Genomic DNA, 17,453 nt, shown 5'->3' with positions numbered 1-17,453 from the left:
TTACTCCAGTGAAACAGTCCGTTTCCTAAAAAGAGTTCATCAAAATAGCATATTAAAAGAGCATGCAACACCATAAAAAAATATATTGGCCTAACGTGATGGCCCCAAAAGCAGCTGTTTATCCCCATATCAGAAAGGTACATAATGATACTGTTCAAGATGATTATTACTGGATGATCGATTACTTTAAAAAGGGAGAAAAAGCGCAAGAAGTGATTGATTATCTAGAGGAAGAGAATTCTTATACCAACTTGATGCTTGAAGATACTGCGCACCTGCAGGAAGATCTATTTCATGAACTTAAATCCCGTATTAAAGAAAAAGATGAGTCAGTGCCTTATTATAAAAACGGCTACTATTATTATAGCCGGACAGAAGAGGGAAAACAATATTTTAAATTCTGTCGGAAAAAGGGTACACTCGATGCCGAAGAACAAGTATTGCTTGATGTAGACCAGCTTGCTCAGGGACATGCATATTACACAGCAAAAGGATTTTCAGTGAGTCCGGATAACCGGTTGCTCGCTTTTAGTGTAGATACCGTTTCCCGTAGAGAATATACCATATATGTGAAGGATCTGGAAACTGGAGCAATTTTCCCCGATCAGATAAGGAATACCGAGGGGGCGGCAATTTGGGGAAATGATAACCTAACCCTTTTTTATACCGCAAAGAACCCTATTACGTTGCTCAGTGAAAAGATTATGCGGCATACATTGGGAAGTGATCCGGCTTCGGATGTGGCTGTTTATGAAGAAAAAGATAACACAAATTATATTGCAGTTGGTAAATCGAAAAATGGAAAATATATCTTTATCAACTCGGAGGGAACATTATCCTCGGAAATCTGGTTATTGAATGCGGATTTCCCGCAGTCAGCATTTCGTGTTTTTCAGCCTAGGATTCACGATGTTCTTTATTCTGTTGTTGTATTGGAAGATCGGTTTTTAATTCTTACGAATGATGGGGCTATTAATTTTCGAATCATGCAATGTCCATTGGATCGCACCGAGCGTATTCATTGGCAAATATTCTTAGACCATCGACCAGATGTATTGATCAGTGATATCGAAGAATTTAAGGATTTCTTGGCGATTGCTGAACGGAAAAATGGATTGACCCAATTGGCAATTTATAATTTAAGGAGTAAGCATCAGCACTATTTGGATTTCGGAGAAGTTGCCTATACGGTATACCCGGGTATTAATGTTGAATACAACAGTGATAAGTTACGATATGGTTATACCTCTTTAGTGACGCCAAATTCGGTTTACGAGTATGATATGGCCGAACAGCGTAAAGTATTATTGAAGCAACAGGAAGTTTTGGGGGGGTATGACCAAGCAGCCTATATTACCGAACGTATCTTTGCTATTGCAAGAGACGGTGTTCGGGTACCTCTATCTATTGTATATAAGAAAGGAACCAAACTGGATGGCACAGCCCCTTTATTGCAATATGCATATGGCTCCTATGGGGCTTCGATGGATCCTACTTTTTCAAGCAATAGGCTGAGTTTACTGGATCGTGGATTTATCTACGCCTTGGCACATATTAGAGGTGGAGAAGAAATGGGGCGTCAATGGTATGAAGAGGGAAAAATGATGCACAAGATGAATACCTTTTATGATTTTGTGGATTGTGGTCAATATTTGATTGACCAGCATTATTGTACATCGGAACATCTCTATGCGCAAGGGGGGAGTGCCGGAGGTCTGCTAATGGGAGTAGTTGCTAATATTGCACCCGAGCAATACCATGGCATTATAGCTCAGGTTCCTTTTGTGGATGTTGTGAATACGATGCTGGACGATACAATACCGTTGACGACAAATGAATATGATGAATGGGGTAATCCAAATGATGAGGAGGCTTATTTTTATATGAAAAGCTATTCGCCTTACGAGAATATTGAACCGAAAGAGTATCCAAATTTGCTTGTTACCACAGGGCTACACGATAGTCAGGTGCAGTATTTTGAACCGGCTAAATGGGTGGCCAAACTGCGTGCAACAAAAATTGGGGATGCGGTTTTACTCTTGAAAACAGATATGGATTATGGCCACGGTGGAGCCTCTGGTCGGTTTGACTATTTAAAGGAAATCGCATTGGAATATGCTTTTCTCTTTAAATTGGAAGGAATTATTCCAGACTATGCAAACGAACAATAAAAAAAGCGGTATTAACCGCTTTTTTTATTGTTGAGCATGATTAATACTATCCTGTTGTTTTTGTAAACGCTCTTCTCTTTCGATTTCTCTCGAATCTATCTGATGCTGTTGATAATTGTCCATTGCCACTTTACTGGCTTTCTGCGACACGTATATAGCCAATATGGCAACGATAGTAATGATTGCTATCCCCCAGGCATACTTATGCTTGTCTTGTTTAACGAGCCAATACATAAATACAATGTAAGGGACCGCAAAAATAATATAGAAAATTAAACTCGGTGACATATTATTCTCCATTAAATGATCCTTACAAAAGTATCGTTTTTGACTAAAAATAACGAACCTATAGAGAAAACAACAATTTCAATTGATAAAGCGTTAAACCTTTATCTGTTTTATTGTTAAATTAACATCGCTAATATGTGCAGTATAGTCCCGTATTGTTGCGGATTAATCGCTTGAAAATGAAGCTTACATAGTAGCCTTTATGTTAGATTTTGAATTTTTAATTTTTGCAAAAAATCAATGAGAATATTGTGGAAAAGAAAAAAATATTTTTATACATTTGCATCGTCAGAAACAATTGACAGATCATAAAAAAATGAAACAGAACAAAAAGAAAGATTATTCTTATACGCAAACTTTTGAAAAGTTTATGAAGAAGGTCTTCTGTGCTTTCATTTTCGTAGAAATACCTGTTTTACGCTTCCGACGACCCATACTACCTCGGGCTTGATTTGAGGTAGTGAATCTTTCCAAGTAAGACCATGATTGTCCGATGGTTTTGAATCCGTTATTTTAATTTATTTAGTCAACAAAACACGGCGGTAGTTGTTGTTTTATTATTAGGGTCGTAAGTCAATGACTATATCAGATTTTTTAATTATCCCGGCTAAACCTGAGCATGCACATTATGCAGAGGTTATTTGCGACGAAATGTTCGAGTCTGCAAAGGCTCGTGGCACTGGTATTGCGCGTCGTAAACCAGAGTACGTTGCCAACAAAATGAATGAAGGTAAAGCAGTGATTGCTTTACATAAAGATGGCCGATGGGCAGGTTTTTGTTATATAGAAACTTGGGGACATGGTGATTATGTTGCCAACTCCGGTCTGATTGTCAATCCCGAATTCCGAAAAGTAGGTTTGGCCAAAGCAATCAAAAAAAGAGTCTTTGACCTTTCTCGTGAAAAATACCCCAAAGCAAAGATTTTTGGCTTGACAACGGGATTCGCCGTAATGAAAATCAATTCGGAATTGGGTTACGAACCGGTTCCATATTCCGAACTGACTACAGATGATGAATTCTGGAAGGGCTGCCAGAGTTGTGTCAACTATGAGATCCTGATGAGTAAAGACCGTAAAAATTGTATGTGCACAGCCATGCTTTGGGACCCGGAAGAAAAAGAGCGTGAATTGCGTGAGAAGATCCAGCGTAAGCATGAAGCCAAGGAACGCTTGGAAAGAATTACACAAAAACAATCTTTGTTAAAACGTATACAGGCGAAGTTCTGGAAATCGGCAAACAAGTTTGCGTCTATCAATTTGTCTAAGCACAATAAAGTCGCAAAGGGATTTTGATAAGTTTAATAGGAGCGATTTGATGTCATACATCGTTCTCCGCAATTTCATACATAGTATGTCAACTGGCTTAGCAGCCATTGAAAATAAATAATGAACAGTGATGAAACAGCAGGCTTCAGGCTTAATTAAAGCCGGTCGCTTAAGAAGAGTTTCAGCATAATAAAAAAACAATTTATCTCAATGAAAAAAGTAGTTTTAGCATTCAGCGGAGGATTAGATACTTCGTTTTGTTGTATTTATCTTACGCAAGATTTAGGTTTAGAGGTTCATTCCGTCGTTGTAAATACAGGTGGTTTTTCGGATGAAGAATTGAAGAATATTGAGGCACGTGCTTATGCATTAGGTGTAAAATCACATACGGCGATTGACGAAACAGCAGACTATTACCGCGAAACTATTAAATACTTGATCTTCGGTAATGTGCTAAAGAATGCGACTTACCCATTGTCAGTGTCTGCCGAGCGTGTATGTCAGGCTACTGCTATCGCAAACTATGCAAAGCAAATCGGCGCTGAATGTGTCGCCCACGGCTCTACAGGTGCAGGAAATGATCAGGTGCGTTTTGATATGATTTTCCAGACGTTAATCCCAGGGGTTGAAATTATTACGCCTATTCGCGATCTACAATTGTCCCGCGAAGCAGAAATAGAATATTTGAACAAACATGGGGTTGAATATTCCGCCGAAAAAGCGAAATATTCGATCAATAAAGGACTTTGGGGTACCTCTGTTGGTGGAGCAGAAACATTGACATCCAATCAATATCTGCCAGAATCGGCTTGGCCGACTCCAGTGACTTCTTCAGAACCACAGCAAATTACAATAGATTTTGAAAAGGGCGAGCCAGTAGCTTTAAACGGAGAAAAAATGGCTTCTGTTAAGGTCATTCAGGAATTGCAAGCTATTGCTCAACCTTATGGAATCGGTCGTGATATTCATGTCGGAGATACCATCATCGGTATCAAAGGGCGTGTGGGTTTTGAAGCCGCAGCTTCAGTGATTCTAATTAAGGCACATCACACCTTAGAAAAGCATACCTTAACCAAATGGCAATTATCCTGGAAAGATCAGATCGCTGCTTTCTACGGTAATTATATGCACGAAGGTCAGATGCACGATCCGGTGATGCGCGATATCGAAGCATTCTTACAATCCTCACAAGAGACTGTGACTGGCCGCGTGATAGTTGAACTTCATCCATATCGTTTTGTAGTTATCGGTGTGGAGTCTGAGCATGACTTGATGTCTAATAAATTTGGTAGTTACGGTGAAATGAATAAAGGTTATACAGGTGACGACGTGAAAGGTTTCTCCAAAATTTTTGGAAATCAAACGATCATTTGGCACAAAGTGAATCAAAAATAAACCATGTTTTATGCAATGTATTTTCCCCTATGACGAAATTAATAGAAAAAAATGCATTGCATAACATTTTAAAGCATACCTAAATACTAAATTCAAGAAAATGATAAGAGTTGGGATAATTGGTTCGGCAGGATATACCGGTGGTGAGTTATTACGTGTGTTGATTTACCATCCTGAGGTGGAAATCGTATTTGCCAATAGTGCTTCTAATGCCGGAAATAAGTTATATGAAGTACACAATGATTTATTCGGAGATACGGAATTGACGTTCTCCTCTGATTTTCACTCTGATATTGATGTCTTGTTTTTATGTGTTGGCCATGGCGATGCACGTAAATTTTTGGATGCAAATGCAGTTGATGCATCTGTGAAGATTATTGATCTTTCACAAGATTACCGGCTCCGGGCAAATACGGCTTATCAAGGACAGCAATTTGTATATGGGCTTCCGGAATTAAACAAAGAAGCAATCAAGATCGCACAATATATTGCAAATCCAGGATGTTTTGCAACAAATATACAGTTGGCGCTGTTGCCATTGGCTAGTAAAGGTTTGTTGCCAAATCAGCTTCATGTCAATGCAACTACTGGGTCTACGGGAGCGGGACAGAAACCAGGAGCGACGACACATTTTTCTTGGCGCAACAATAATCTTTCGGCCTACAAGTCTTTTGAGCACCAGCATTTGCAGGAAATTTCCGAGTCGCTGGATCAACTTCAAGCGGGGTTTTTACCTGTGTCCAGCAAGTCATTACTGGAACGTGCCGCTGAAAGAATTAATTTTGTGCCGCAGCGTGGTGATTTTGCCAGAGGAATTTTTTCGGCAATTTATGTTGATACGGACTTGTCCGAAGAAGAGGCTTATGAAGTGTATGAGACGTATTATGCAGCCCACCCTTTTACGCATGTCAGCAAAAAAAATATCGACCTCAAGCAGGTTGTCAATACGAATAAAAGTATTATCCACCTCGAAAAGCATGGAAACAAGTTGCTTATTTTAAATGCAACAGACAATCTGCTGAAAGGGGCGTCTGGACAGGCGGTGCAAAATATGAACTTAATGTTCGGTTTAGATGAACGTACAGGATTAAATTTAAAGAGCGTTGGTTTTTAACTAATCAGCTCAGTGATAACCTTACAATCGATGTAATGTTATTAACATAGTTATTAACATCATGTGGAAAAGTGAAGAGTCAAGCCCTTCACTTTTTTTATGCATTGGTCATTTGTAGTACAAATCTTGGTGGTTTGATACGTTTTATCTCCTTTTCTCATCAATCGATTACAGCTGGAATCTTCTTCTTTTTATGGCTGTTTTTTTACACAATCGATTGATATACATTTGATTTCTTTTTCTCTAAATCTAACCCTTATCTTCATCCAATAATCCGGCTCAGGAACCGATACCATCCTTATTCAATAGTAAAGTGAAGGATAGCTTATACGTCAAATTTCAGAACGGATATAGCAGTTGGGCGATGTGAGGGCTTCGGGTATAACGGTAGCTTAAATTCATGGAAAGCATGAATGACCAAGTTGGTATACTAATCTGTGCATATATACATTGATAAATAAAATATGAAAAGAAAACACTTTATCCAGTACTTCTTTATGGGGGCCTTATTCTGTGGGTCAATTTCGAGTATCGCGCAGACAGCGCAACAGACTTTTACAGTTCCGCTTGCAGGCAATGCTTTCATTACCGCAGGACAAACTGGTAATGCAGAGATTTCTGGTCGAAATGGTCTTGTGAGATGGTCCAGCGAAAAAGAAGTGGCATCGGTCTATTTTAGAGCACAGAAAGCAGGGAAGTTAACACTAAAGCTGAAAGCAAAAAATGATGGTGGTAGATCTAAAATCGAAATCGCAGCATTGGGAAAAAAAGCGATCGTAGATGTAGAAGGTACTGAACTATCGGAAACAGCTGCTTTATTAATTGATATCAAGGTTCCAGGTTATGTACAGGTCAACTTAACAGGAGTAAGTAAATCAGGTCGTCGCTTCGCCGATGTAACAGCATTAGTTGTTAGTGGAGAGGCTGCATCCAATGGTCTTATCTACTCGAGTGATCCCGAATATTATTACTGGTCCAGAAGAGGGCCTTCCTGCCATTTAAATTACACAGTACCTACAGCAGGCAATGTCAGCTACTATTATAATGAGGTGACGGTTCCTCCAGGAGAAGATAAAGTTGGTTCCTATTTTATGGCCAACGGTTTTGGAGAAGGATATTTTGGTATACAGGTAAATTCGGAAACAGAACGGCGTATTCTTTTTTCAGTATGGAGTCCATTCCATACGGATGATCCGAAAAGTATTCCGGAGGAACAGAAAATCCATTTGCTGAAAAAAGGAAAAGAGGTGCATTCCGGAGAATTTGGCAACGAGGGTTCTGGCGGACAGAGTTACCGCAAGTATTTTTGGAAGGCGGGGGTAACCTATAAGTTTCTCTTGAAAGGAGAGCCCGATGGAAAAGGAAATACTGATTATACCGCTTGGTTTTTTATTCCGGAAGAGAATGCCTGGAATGTGATTGCAAGTTTCAAACGCCCACAAACGAATACCTATCTGAAGCGATTCCACAGTTTCTTGGAGAATTTTAGCCCTAATCAAGGGTATCTAGGTAGAAAGGTTGAGTTTGGCAATCAATGGGTATATGATGGGCAGTGGAAGGCTGTTCAAGAGGCGTCATTGAGTGTCGACAATACGTACCGTGCTAATCAGCGAATTGATGCAATTGGTGGTATAACAAAAAATGGTTATTTTCTAAAAAATGGTGGTTTCTTTAATGAAATCGTTAAGCCAGGAAGCAAATTTGAATTTGTTAATAAGGGAAAAGCTCCAAAAATTGACTTTGATAAATTACCTTAAAACCTATGTTTAATTTTCTTTTAAATATTTAGTAATCAATGGGCGCGGTTGGATTAAAGTTGAACAGGGGATTTTTACAGGAGCGTTGGATGCCCAATATCATTATAAATATGATCTGCAATTTAGAGATGGCAAAACTCGATTCGAACCCATTTTTGATTGTGTAAAATATGGCTCCAGTACAACGTTAAGTTTAGTTGGAAAGAAAACATTCGGATCAGGGGCAAGCGGTCTTTTTACTGAAGAAGGAAAAATAATTAGTAAAAGAGAGGTGCTGCTAATTGACAAAAATGTAACTGAATTTATTCATTCGTTGAAAGAAAAAATTTCATCAATTACTAGTAATAATTGGTAAAAAATAAAAGAGTCGCATCAAAATGCGACTCTTTTATTTTTTAACCTCTATTTCTCAATGAGCTTAATATCTCGTTCTACCGAAACATTATCACCTGTAATTGCATTACCTTCTTTGTCTACTAAAGTCAGTTTTACTTTAGTATCGCCTAATGGTAAGCCTTTTATTTCATAAGGCCCCCATTTATCCAATGTAAATGTCTGCCCGTTGATATCCGCTACGACCTTATTTCCATCTGGTGCAAGTTTAGTATTGACCAAGTAAAAATCCAACAATAGATTTTTTGTTTCATCACCCTTGTACTCACCTTTAGGTCGAGAATAGAATAGCGACGGTTCCTTTGGCATTGCATCCGTTGTCAATTTACCTGTGGCATCAATTTTAAATTTTACCAACTTAGACGCTTCAGTAGTTTTTATGGACTCATGATACGATCTCGATAAAAAAGAGAGTAGATAATGCTCCGAATTTAACGCTACAGTCACGGAGTGCTCTGGCTTATAAAGAGCCGTGTAAGGTTTATTATCTAAAATAAAATGAATGTGTTGTCCATCGTGTGAGTTTGCCATGTGAGTAGCATGGGCATCATCGGTCATTTCAGTCAACTTGAAATTTTTAATTGCATATTTTACCGATACTTTTGCGGAGTCAGTACCTACCTTTTCCGAACTGATCGATGCTATCTGTAGATCAGCTCCAGGAAATTCTTTGGAATCTGCAATTGGGCTAACCGTGATAGCGTCCATTTTTTGTGCGGTATTGGTATCAATACTGCTGCTTGAGTCAGCCCCATCTGTACTTTTTGTAGAAGAGTTGTTACATCCGATAGCGCCTGCCATCAACGCTAATGCAGCAGTAATACCTGTAATTCTGTAATACTTCATAATTTTTCTGTTTAATTTTTTAATCACTCAGCATCTTAAGTAACAGTTGGTATGCATGTTTTGTTTGTAATAAGGTTAAAAATAGGTCTTTTTCAATACCGATTTAGGAATAATCTACTGTGAAATAAATAATCTTAAAAAAATAGTCATATTAGATGTAATAAATCAATATGCTGAAATGTCTTGATGATATAAAAGGCGGAGGTGATATTGAGATGGTGCAAGAGCCGATTAGAAATTAAAAACAGAATAAATCTCAATATTGATGATAGCATGAACCAAGAGCAATTTAAAAATACCGTTTTCATCCATAAGGATAAGCTATTTCGCTTCGCGAAACGGATCTTGGTCGATGATGATGAAGCTTTTGATGCAGTACAGAATGTGATGATGCGGTTGTGGCAATTGAAAGATCAGTTGCTTCAATATAAAAACATGGAAGCTTTCTGCATGCAGAGTGTAAAAAATGAGGCATTAAATCGGATTAAAAGAGGTAAGGTTAGATCGGATTATGTCAATCAATATCAGGCGGTTTCGACAACAGAGTATACTATTGGAAATACAAAGGAGATTATTGTCAAGATGATCAATTCACTCCCAGAAAAACAACGCCTTGTCATGCATCTACGCGATGTTGAGGACTATGACATTGATGAAATTGCTGAGGTATTGGAGATGGGCGAGTCGGCAGTGCGGGTTAATCTGATGCGCGCAAGACAAAAGGTGAAAGAGCAGCTGACAAAATTATTCGATTACGAAACCGCGCGTATTTATTCCGACAGAAAATAGCTGTTATGGTTTCCAAATCAATGAACAATAAGATATAGCGTGATGGAAGATAAAAGGTTAAAGGAATTGAAAGACAAATACTTTAATGGGCAGTCGTCATTAGAGGAAGAAAAAGAATTGAAAAATTCGGAGGATTTCTTTTTTCAATCATTGAACGAAGAGAAGAATCTTAAGATGGAATGGTCCTTCGAGGATTTTGAAAGCAACATCAACGAAAGTAAAAAGGGGAATATGTGGTGGAATGATAGCTGGATAAAATACGCAGCAGCGGCAGTGCTTTTGATGAGTATTGGGTTAGCATTATTTCTAAACCAGCAATCAGCAATACAATCGCCTTTGCTCGCGAAAAAGGAAATAAATGATCTCAAACCAGCTGACAATGGGCCGGTCGGACATCAGCGCACAGAAATAGTGCATCCTCATACTGAGGATAGGATCCAGGTAATTAAACGTACTAAAACATTACAGACAGCTGAGACAGTCAAACGTCCAAAAATTGGAAAACAAACCGAAAGTCGGGCAGTGAAGAAGGAAGTAGCAACTGAAAGTTTGGAATCGGAAACGTCCTATCAGGCAGATTATGTTGTCTTGAACGGTAAGCCTGTCGCTAACGAACAGGAAGCCGTCGAATTGACGTTAAAGTCATTAGGCCTGCTGGCAAACAACCTGGAAAATGGCGTAGATAAAGCAATGAATATAAAACAAATGTCAATAACGATTAACTAAAATAATATGAAAGGTTTTTTAATAGCTTGCCTTCTACTTGTAGCAAGTATGGCAAATGCACAAATTTCAAAATTGGATAAGCTCTTTGAACAATATCAGGGAAAGAAAGGTGTAACAACACTTAAAATCGGAGCACCGATGTTCAAACTGTTGGGCAATTTAAAAATAGACGATGATGATATGCAGACCATCAGCCCGCTGCTAAAGAACGTTAAATCGCTGCGTATGCTCATCGTTGAGGATGGTGAAGATAAAGCCTTGACAGATATTATTCGGGGGGCGGTTTCCAACTTAAAGTATGAGGAACTCATGTCGCTCAATAGCGAAGGTCAGGATATCCGGTTTATGGTGGAAAATATGTCTGTAAATGCCGATATTTTAAACAATCTTCTACTTACAATCAATGGAGATGGACAAAATCTATTTATGATCCTTGATGGGGAAATACCGTTGAAAGACGTAACTAACTTGGTCAATGAAGGCAATAATAAAGCTAATAAGAACAAAGGCGATAACGAGAAAAAATAAGAATTATGAAAAGATTACTAACCTTGTTATGTCTCGTTGGCGTTCTATTGTCCATGCAGTCCTGCATGATAAAAAAAACGTCCAATATGGATTTCATCAGTCGGTCTAATGTCTCTGACAAGGCCGAGATTGTTGCCATCAATTTACCGATGTGGTTAACAAAACCCTTTATGAAAAAAGCGTTAAAGGATGAAAGCGATGAAGACGCTCGAGCCATGGCCGCGATTGTAAAGAACTTAAAAAAGTTCAGAATGCTGACGCTTTCCAATAATGATAAAACGAAGAACGCACGCATTTTGGACGACTACCATAAGTTTTTAAGGAAGAATAAATTTGAGGAACTTTTGGTTGTCAATACCGATGGACAAGAAATATCATTGAACGCCCGTATTGATAAAAACAATGTCATTCAGCGTGTTTCCCTACTGGTCCACGACAATGAAGACGAAAGTGTATTCATGGATATCAAAGGCAAGTTTTCATTGGATGAACTTATCGCCGGACTGAATAAGATGAAGTCTAAAGATAAGAAGGTGGCCAACAAACTTTAATAAGGCCGCTGATTCCATAATCCATCCTTACTCATCTATAAAAAAATGCCCTCTNNAGAGGGCATTTTTTTATAGATAGCAAAGTCTTTATGCGCTGAAAACAATATCCAAAGCATCAAAAATATGTTGTTTTGCCTGGTCAAGGTCTGCTTTCGTATGTGCGTCAGAGACAAAACCAACTTCATATCCAGATGGCCCAAAATAAACACCACGATTTAATAATTCGCGGTGCATTACTTTATACGATTCCATTGATTTAGGATCGATCTCACTTGCTTTTTGAATTTCTTGCTGTTCTGTAAATGCAAACCAAAAAATAGAAGCTACGTGGAAAAGTTGAACTTTATACCCTTTCTCGGCAATGTAAGCACGCATATCATTGACGAAAGCTTCTGTTTTGGCATTTAAATTTGTGTAAAAATCTTTTTGAGCTAAGATGCCCAATGCTGCAATACCGGCAGCCATGGCAACTGGATTGCCAGATAAAGTTCCGGCTTGGTAAACGGCACCGTCAGGAGAAATACAAGCCATCAACTCTTTCGATGCACCATAAGCTCCAACAGGCATTCCGCCACCAATAATTTTCCCGTAGGTGATAATATCCGGTTGTATATCATAGTAAGCTGAAGCACCTTCAAAGCCGATGCGGAATCCGGTAATCACTTCATCCATTATCAACAACGCACCATTTCCTTTGGTGATCTCACGCAAGAAGTGAATATATTCCTTGGACTGCAACAATAATCCATTGTTTGCAGGGATACCCTCAATAATAACTGCTGCGATCTGATCTTTAAATTCTGCAAATGCAGCTTCTAAAGCTTGCTTATCGTTTAATTCAATAACGATGGTTTCATCTGCAAATGCTTTAGGAACACCCGCTGAGGATGTCTCGCCAAAGGTGACCAAACCCGAACCAGCTTTCACCAAAAGGGAGTCGGAGTGCCCATGATAACAGCCGTCAAATTTGATGATCTTATCCCGTTTTGTGTAGCCTCTAGCCAAACGTATGGCAGACATTACTGCTTCAGTTCCCGAACTCACAAAGCGAATTTTTTCAATAAATCTATTGTTTTCAATAATCAATTCAGCCAATTGGTTTTCCAATGCCGTAGGAGCGCCAAAGCTTAATCCTTTGCCTAGTTGCGCGGCTACAGCCTCTCGAACCTGCTCATTGTTGTGCCCTAAAATTAATGGGCCCCATGAGCAGCAAAAATCGATAAATTCATTCCCATCAGCATCCCAAAGATGTGCTTTATCACCACGTTCAATAAATAATGGGGTACCATATACAGATTTGAAAGCCCTAACGGGAGAGTTTACGCCTCCAGGGAAATATTGTTTTGCTTTTTCGAATAGCTCAGCAGATTGTGCTCTTGATATATCAGGTGCTTGCATAGTCTAAATAGTTGAATGCGGAATAAAACCTTTCTCCAATACTTCCTTGGAGTGGTAAGATAGGATGGCAGTGGCGCCGGCACGTCTGAAACTTAATAACGTTTCTAGAATGACACGTTCGTCTAACCAGCCGTTTTGAATTGCGGCTTTTAACATCGCATACTCTCCGCTCACATTATACACTGCAATCGGAAGATCGAAGTTGTCCGCTAGAAGTTTAACGATATCTAAGTAGGGAAGTCCAGGTTTTACCATCAGAAAATCAGCTCCTTCTTGTGCATCAAGCTGGGCTTCGATAAGCGCTTCTTTTGCGTTTGCAGGATTCATTTGGTAGGTCTTCTTATCCCCATGTTTAGGCGCAGAACCTAAAGCATCTCTAAAAGGGCCATAATAAGCCGAAGCATATTTTGCCGTATAAGACATCAAAGAAACTTTGGTAAAACCATTATGGTCCAGTAGCTCACGGATGTAACCGATGCGGCCATCCATCATATCCGATGGAGCGATAATATCAGCCCCCGATTGTGCATGTGCCAAGGCCATTTTACCCAATACTTCTAATGTCTCATCGTTTAGGATTTCACCGTTTTCGACAATGCCATCATGGCCATCGCTACTGTAGGGATCCATGGCAACATCTGTTACGATGCAAGCCTCCGGAAAATTTTTCTTGACAGCGGCAATCGCACGTAGGTATAAACTTCCGTCACGGTAGCTTTCTGTTGCATACTTGTCTTTTAGTGACTCTTCAATATTTGGGAAAAGATCAAATGAGCGTAAGCCCAGTTTTAAGCAGCTTTCTACCTCTTTCAATAGATTGTCTATAGAATAGCGATAGATGCCCGGCATCGATTTAACCTCAGTTTTTTGATTTTGCCCATCAACAATAAAAAGAGGGAAAATCAAATTTGACGCGTCTAAACGTGTCTCTTGAATCATGTCGCGAATCACGGCAGATTTACGATTTCTTCTCGGACGTTGTAACATTATATTAAGATTATTTATGATCTAGTGTTGTTTAAATGCAAATGCGGTAAAACCATTAGCTCAGTTTGACGTACGAACGGCTTTATCCAATCACTAATACTCCAATCCAAAAACGGCTTCGGAAAGACCAATTTCATCCGGAGAATAAGGAAGTGTATAAGAAACATTCATCGCATCAAATTTTGCGCCTGTAGAACGACCAATACAGATTACTTTCTGGCCAGGTTCCAATAGATTGTCCGCAAAATAAGCTTCCACATTGCTTGGGCTCGTAAACACCAAGACTTCCGCATTCGATGGATCTACATTTTCTTCTAAAACAGTTTCATACACCGGCATGTTGATGATTTTCGTCTCAGCACTCAATGCTTTTTGGATTGTTTCCAGAGACTCTTTTGCCCGTGGAATAAGTACGGTACCACCATTCGCCAGTTCTGCAAATTTCTTTGCAATTTCTTCCATATTAATCCCCTCGCTGTCACCAGAAAAGTCCGCGACGCGATCATACTTGCGTAAAACCTCTTCTGAGCCGCGACCGATGACACCGATCTTAGTCTTTTTACTCAAACGAGGTTCCAAATTGAAGAAGTGCTCAATACCATTTTTACTTGAAAATATGATCCAATCCACGTGTTTCAAAATGAACGGATCCAATTTATTGATGATAGGAAATATTTTAATCAACGAACGGCCTTCAATTGCAATATTATGTTTGGCCATGGACCTTGCGAAATAGGAATTCTCGTCTACCTCCCGGGAAATAAATACAGACTGCGGCAGTCTTCTGTCCTTTGAATATTTGCTGAAGATGCGCTCTGCTAAACGTGTTGCGTCGGTATCTCTCAGGTAAACCCGGTCAGGGAAGTCTTCACTTGTTTCGGCAATAGAAGCCCAAGCTTCGTATTCATCACCGCTTTTGCGGCAATAACAGCCAAGCGGAGCATGACAGCCTGCGTCAAATTTATTCAATACCAAACGCTCTACAGCGATTGTTTTGGATACTTCTTCATTATTCAATGGCTGCAAAGCGTCAAAAAGCTCCTGATCAACTTCGCGAATCTGGATCGCCAACACTCCCTGCGCTGGAGCGGGGATAATTTCAACAGGAGGGATTTCTTCTACATGGAAATCACTGATATCCATTTCAATACGGCTAATCCCTGCCTTTGCAAGCACAATAGCGTCATATTGCTCGTCCCGTAACTTTTGCATCCTCGTCTGCAAGTTACCCCGGAGATCGTCAAATTCCAGATCAGGGCGAAGCGCTGATATCTGAGCTTTTCTACGGTTGGATGATGTGCCAACAGTCGCATTGTGCTTCAATGAAAGACGCTTTTTAATGTCCACACAATCTTTGTGAATAATCAATAACTCCGACGGATCTTCGCGCTCAGAAACCGCTGCAATAATCAATCCCGGTGGGTTGACTGTAGGTAAATCTTTGTGAGAGTGAACAGCTAAATCGATGGTCCCGCTTAAAAGTTCTTCTTCAAGCTCTTTGGTGAAAAATCCTTTGCCTTCCAATTTATCCAAACGAAGGTGTTGTATGATATCACCCTGTGTTTTTATGACTTTTAATTCTGCTTCAATTCCAATTTCTGCCAATCGATCTTTTACAAAATTTGCCTGCCACATGGCAAGAACACTTCCCCGGGTACCAATAATTAGTTTTCTATTCACGTTAATTTTACTTTACCTATTAAAACGATCACAAAAATGTTCTGCCGATAGCTACAAATGCTTTGCGCACTGGGCGCGTTATTGATTCAATTCAGCTTCGGAAATGAACAGTTTCGGAAAATTTGTTTAAAACAATTTATCTGAACAAAAATAAATAAATAGAAGGAATATGTTGACACGTTACTGTCATTATATGTCAGGAAATAGTTGATAAACCGAAATTTAAAGGAAACAGCCAACGATTGGCCCCACTGGACAGAAACAGAATCTACTCAAGAATTACAGGGTAAGTCAAGCACAAAAACTTCGGGGTGGGAGTGCTAGTTTTTCTCGGTTTCGGGAGTTTTAACCAAAATTTCTTTCGCCATAACCATCGGAACCTTAATGTATTTTTTTTCCATATAGTTGATTACTTTTTCCAGCACCGCTCGTGCCTCTGGAGTTAAGGCTTGCACTTCTTGGGCAAATACCTCATTTAAGGCGAAAGATTTAATTTCTTTAATCTTTTCAGGAACCTCACGCATCGCAACTTCCACACGGCGTTGTTTGATTAACGGTAAAAACTCCTCAATATTGTCCTGAATGATCTTCTCCGCACTCTCTAATTCATTATAACGCTCTTGAATATTTTTCTCTGCAATTGCTTGTAAGCTGCTCACTTCGATATAGTGAATCGGATTATTTTTGAGAACTTCAGCATCAATATCATTCGGAACGGCTAAGTCAATGATAACTTTCTTATCCGTCTCACCATTTAATAAGGATTGATAAAGTGCATTGTCGACAATTGAGGTAGGGGCGCCTGTGCAGGTTATCAGAATATCGAAACCTTCTTTATATTGACCAATGTCTGCTAAAGGAAAAGCTTCAGCATTCAATTCTTTGGCTAAGGCCTTGGCATTCTCCACAGTACGGTTGAAAATAACAAACTTAGCTTTTTGATTCTTTTGGAAATATTTCGCTAAATTCTGATTGGTTTCTCCAGAACCGATGATGACAATTCTAGGGTTTTCAACCAGTTTTAACTCACGTAATTTGCGGTAAGCAAGAGAAACAACTGAGATGGGATTTCTGGAAATTTTAGTATAGGTGTATACCTCTTTAGCTGTTTTTACAAGACGATCCATCATTAGGCGTAAAAAATCTCCCGTAAAACCAGCTTCTCTACAACGATCATAAGCCCGTCTTACCTGTGCCAGAATTTCTTTTTCACCAACGACAAGACTTTCAAGTGAGCAGGACATCCGAAGTAAATGATTTAAAGCATCCATTCCCTCATATTTATTGACCTGTCCTAAGTAGCACTGTAGCCTTTCTTGAGGTACGCAGAAGTTTAACTTACCCATAAAATCGGCGATAAATTCATGGGTCAATTCATGAGCACCATAAAATACAAACTCTACTCGGTTGCAAGTACCAATATAAAAGATCTCCGGAATATCTAAGCTATGCTTTAGATTGATGAGCCGACTTTCTAAATCCTCATTGCAGATTACTAGATTACCTAGATCTTTTAGTTCGACATGTTTATGAGTAAACGCTAATACTTTAAGATTTTTCAAAG

General features: G+C 39.3%; 15 protein-coding genes. 9 read left to right on the top strand and 6 right to left on the bottom strand.

Features of this window, described 5'->3' with window-relative positions; genetic code table 11:
• The first annotated feature begins 62 nt into the window (after nt 1-62).
• The gene (locus B3139_RS16620; protein WP_293884675.1) at nt 63-2,171 is read left to right on the top strand and encodes a S9 family peptidase; all 2,109 of its coding nucleotides are present in this window, start codon (nt 63-65) and stop codon (nt 2,169-2,171) included.
• Nucleotides 2,172-2,195: 24 nt separating this feature from the next.
• Here B3139_RS16620 and B3139_RS16615 read toward each other — a convergent pair whose 3' ends face one another.
• Complete coding sequence (locus tag B3139_RS16615) at nt 2,196-2,459, bottom strand: hypothetical protein (RefSeq protein WP_293884674.1); 264 nt, start codon at nt 2,457-2,459, stop codon at nt 2,196-2,198.
• 576 nt (nt 2,460-3,035) lie between these two features.
• Between B3139_RS16615 and B3139_RS16610 the strand changes: the two genes are divergently transcribed.
• The 4 genes from B3139_RS16610 (at nt 3,036) to B3139_RS16595 (ending at nt 7,991) form a co-directional block, all read left to right on the top strand.
• Nucleotides 3,036-3,752 carry a GNAT family N-acetyltransferase gene (locus B3139_RS16610; protein ID WP_209577775.1) on the top strand — a complete coding sequence of 239 codons (717 nt, stop codon included), beginning with the start codon at nt 3,036-3,038 and terminating at the stop codon, nt 3,750-3,752.
• Between the two features lie 183 nt (nt 3,753-3,935).
• Nucleotides 3,936-5,120, top strand: a complete 1,185-nt coding sequence (argG, locus tag B3139_RS16605; protein ID WP_209577777.1) for an argininosuccinate synthase — start codon at nt 3,936-3,938, stop codon at nt 5,118-5,120.
• 100 nt (nt 5,121-5,220) lie between these two features.
• Entirely contained in the window at nt 5,221-6,234 is a 1,014-nt protein-coding gene (gene argC / locus B3139_RS16600; RefSeq protein WP_209577779.1) for an N-acetyl-gamma-glutamyl-phosphate reductase, read from the top strand.
• A gap of 464 nt (nt 6,235-6,698) precedes the next feature.
• Nucleotides 6,699-7,991, top strand: coding sequence for a DUF3472 domain-containing protein (locus B3139_RS16595; RefSeq protein WP_293884673.1), 1,293 nt, complete (start codon nt 6,699-6,701; stop codon nt 7,989-7,991).
• A 402-nt stretch (nt 7,992-8,393) separates the two neighbouring features.
• Here the strand turns inward: B3139_RS16595 and B3139_RS16590 are convergent, their stop codons facing one another.
• A complete protein-coding gene (locus B3139_RS16590) occupies nt 8,394-9,230 on the bottom strand; it encodes a hypothetical protein (RefSeq protein ID WP_293884672.1) in 837 nt (278 codons plus the stop codon).
• A 273-nt stretch (nt 9,231-9,503) separates the two neighbouring features.
• Between B3139_RS16590 and B3139_RS16585 the strand changes: the two genes are divergently transcribed.
• Genes B3139_RS16585 through B3139_RS16570 form a run of 4 tightly spaced genes read left to right on the top strand, consistent with a single transcriptional unit; the run spans nt 9,504 to nt 11,824 of the window.
• Nucleotides 9,504-10,019: an RNA polymerase sigma factor gene (locus B3139_RS16585; protein ID WP_293884671.1), complete on the top strand. Its 516-nt coding sequence runs from the start codon at nt 9,504-9,506 to the stop codon at nt 10,017-10,019.
• Nucleotides 10,020-10,061: 42 nt separating this feature from the next.
• Nucleotides 10,062-10,745, top strand: coding sequence for a hypothetical protein (locus tag B3139_RS16580; RefSeq protein ID WP_293884670.1), 684 nt, complete (start codon nt 10,062-10,064; stop codon nt 10,743-10,745).
• Nucleotides 10,746-10,751: 6 nt separating this feature from the next.
• Nucleotides 10,752-11,273: a DUF4252 domain-containing protein gene (locus B3139_RS16575; RefSeq protein ID WP_209577788.1), complete on the top strand. Its 522-nt coding sequence runs from the start codon at nt 10,752-10,754 to the stop codon at nt 11,271-11,273.
• A 5-nt stretch (nt 11,274-11,278) separates the two neighbouring features.
• Entirely contained in the window at nt 11,279-11,824 is a 546-nt protein-coding gene (locus B3139_RS16570) for a DUF4252 domain-containing protein (RefSeq protein WP_293884669.1), read from the top strand.
• An 87-nt stretch (nt 11,825-11,911) separates the two neighbouring features.
• Here the strand turns inward: B3139_RS16570 and hemL are convergent, their stop codons facing one another.
• The 4 genes from hemL to hemA all read right to left on the bottom strand — a co-directional run bounded on the left by hemL (nt 11,912) and on the right by hemA (nt 17,451).
• The gene (gene hemL / locus B3139_RS16565) at nt 11,912-13,222 is read right to left on the bottom strand and encodes a glutamate-1-semialdehyde 2,1-aminomutase (RefSeq protein ID WP_293884668.1); all 1,311 of its coding nucleotides are present in this window, start codon (nt 13,220-13,222) and stop codon (nt 11,912-11,914) included.
• A 3-nt stretch (nt 13,223-13,225) separates the two neighbouring features.
• Nucleotides 13,226-14,209 (bottom strand): porphobilinogen synthase, encoded by a 984-nt coding sequence (gene hemB, locus B3139_RS16560; protein WP_209577791.1) that lies wholly within the window; start codon nt 14,207-14,209, stop codon nt 13,226-13,228.
• Nucleotides 14,210-14,302: 93 nt separating this feature from the next.
• A complete protein-coding gene (hemC, locus tag B3139_RS16555; protein ID WP_293884667.1) occupies nt 14,303-15,889 on the bottom strand; it encodes a hydroxymethylbilane synthase in 1,587 nt (528 codons plus the stop codon).
• A gap of 320 nt (nt 15,890-16,209) precedes the next feature.
• A complete protein-coding gene (hemA, locus tag B3139_RS16550; protein WP_293884666.1) occupies nt 16,210-17,451 on the bottom strand; it encodes a glutamyl-tRNA reductase in 1,242 nt (413 codons plus the stop codon).
• Nucleotides 17,452-17,453: the final 2 nt, after the last annotated feature.

The sequence above is a fragment of the Sphingobacterium sp. UBA1498 genome, from assembly GCF_002325125.1.
Classification (GTDB): Bacteria; Bacteroidota; Bacteroidia; order Sphingobacteriales; family Sphingobacteriaceae; genus Sphingobacterium.
This window is presented reverse-complemented; position numbering and strand designations above follow the sequence as displayed.

Excerpts from the sequence above, each read along its gene's own strand:
- B3139_RS16575 (WP_209577788.1), top strand. The coding sequence starts at position 10,752 with ATGAAAGGTTTTTTAATAGCTTGCCTTCTACTTGTAGCAAGTATGGCA.
- B3139_RS16580 (WP_293884670.1), top strand. The coding sequence starts at position 10,062 with ATGGAAGATAAAAGGTTAAAGGAATTGAAAGACAAATACTTTAATGGG.
- hemB (WP_209577791.1), bottom strand. The coding sequence starts at position 14,209 with ATGTTACAACGTCCGAGAAGAAATCGTAAATCTGCCGTGATTCGCGAC.
- B3139_RS16595 (WP_293884673.1), top strand. The coding sequence starts at position 6,699 with ATGAAAAGAAAACACTTTATCCAGTACTTCTTTATGGGGGCCTTATTC.
- hemL (WP_293884668.1), bottom strand. The coding sequence starts at position 13,222 with ATGCAAGCACCTGATATATCAAGAGCACAATCTGCTGAGCTATTCGAA.
- B3139_RS16590 (WP_293884672.1), bottom strand. The coding sequence starts at position 9,230 with ATGAAGTATTACAGAATTACAGGTATTACTGCTGCATTAGCGTTGATG.
- B3139_RS16620 (WP_293884675.1), top strand. The coding sequence starts at position 63 with ATGCAACACCATAAAAAAATATATTGGCCTAACGTGATGGCCCCAAAA.
- B3139_RS16570 (WP_293884669.1), top strand. The coding sequence starts at position 11,279 with ATGAAAAGATTACTAACCTTGTTATGTCTCGTTGGCGTTCTATTGTCC.
- B3139_RS16585 (WP_293884671.1), top strand. The coding sequence starts at position 9,504 with ATGAACCAAGAGCAATTTAAAAATACCGTTTTCATCCATAAGGATAAG.
- argC (WP_209577779.1), top strand. The coding sequence starts at position 5,221 with ATGATAAGAGTTGGGATAATTGGTTCGGCAGGATATACCGGTGGTGAG.
- argG (WP_209577777.1), top strand. The coding sequence starts at position 3,936 with ATGAAAAAAGTAGTTTTAGCATTCAGCGGAGGATTAGATACTTCGTTT.
- B3139_RS16615 (WP_293884674.1), bottom strand. The coding sequence starts at position 2,459 with ATGTCACCGAGTTTAATTTTCTATATTATTTTTGCGGTCCCTTACATT.
- B3139_RS16610 (WP_209577775.1), top strand. The coding sequence starts at position 3,036 with ATGACTATATCAGATTTTTTAATTATCCCGGCTAAACCTGAGCATGCA.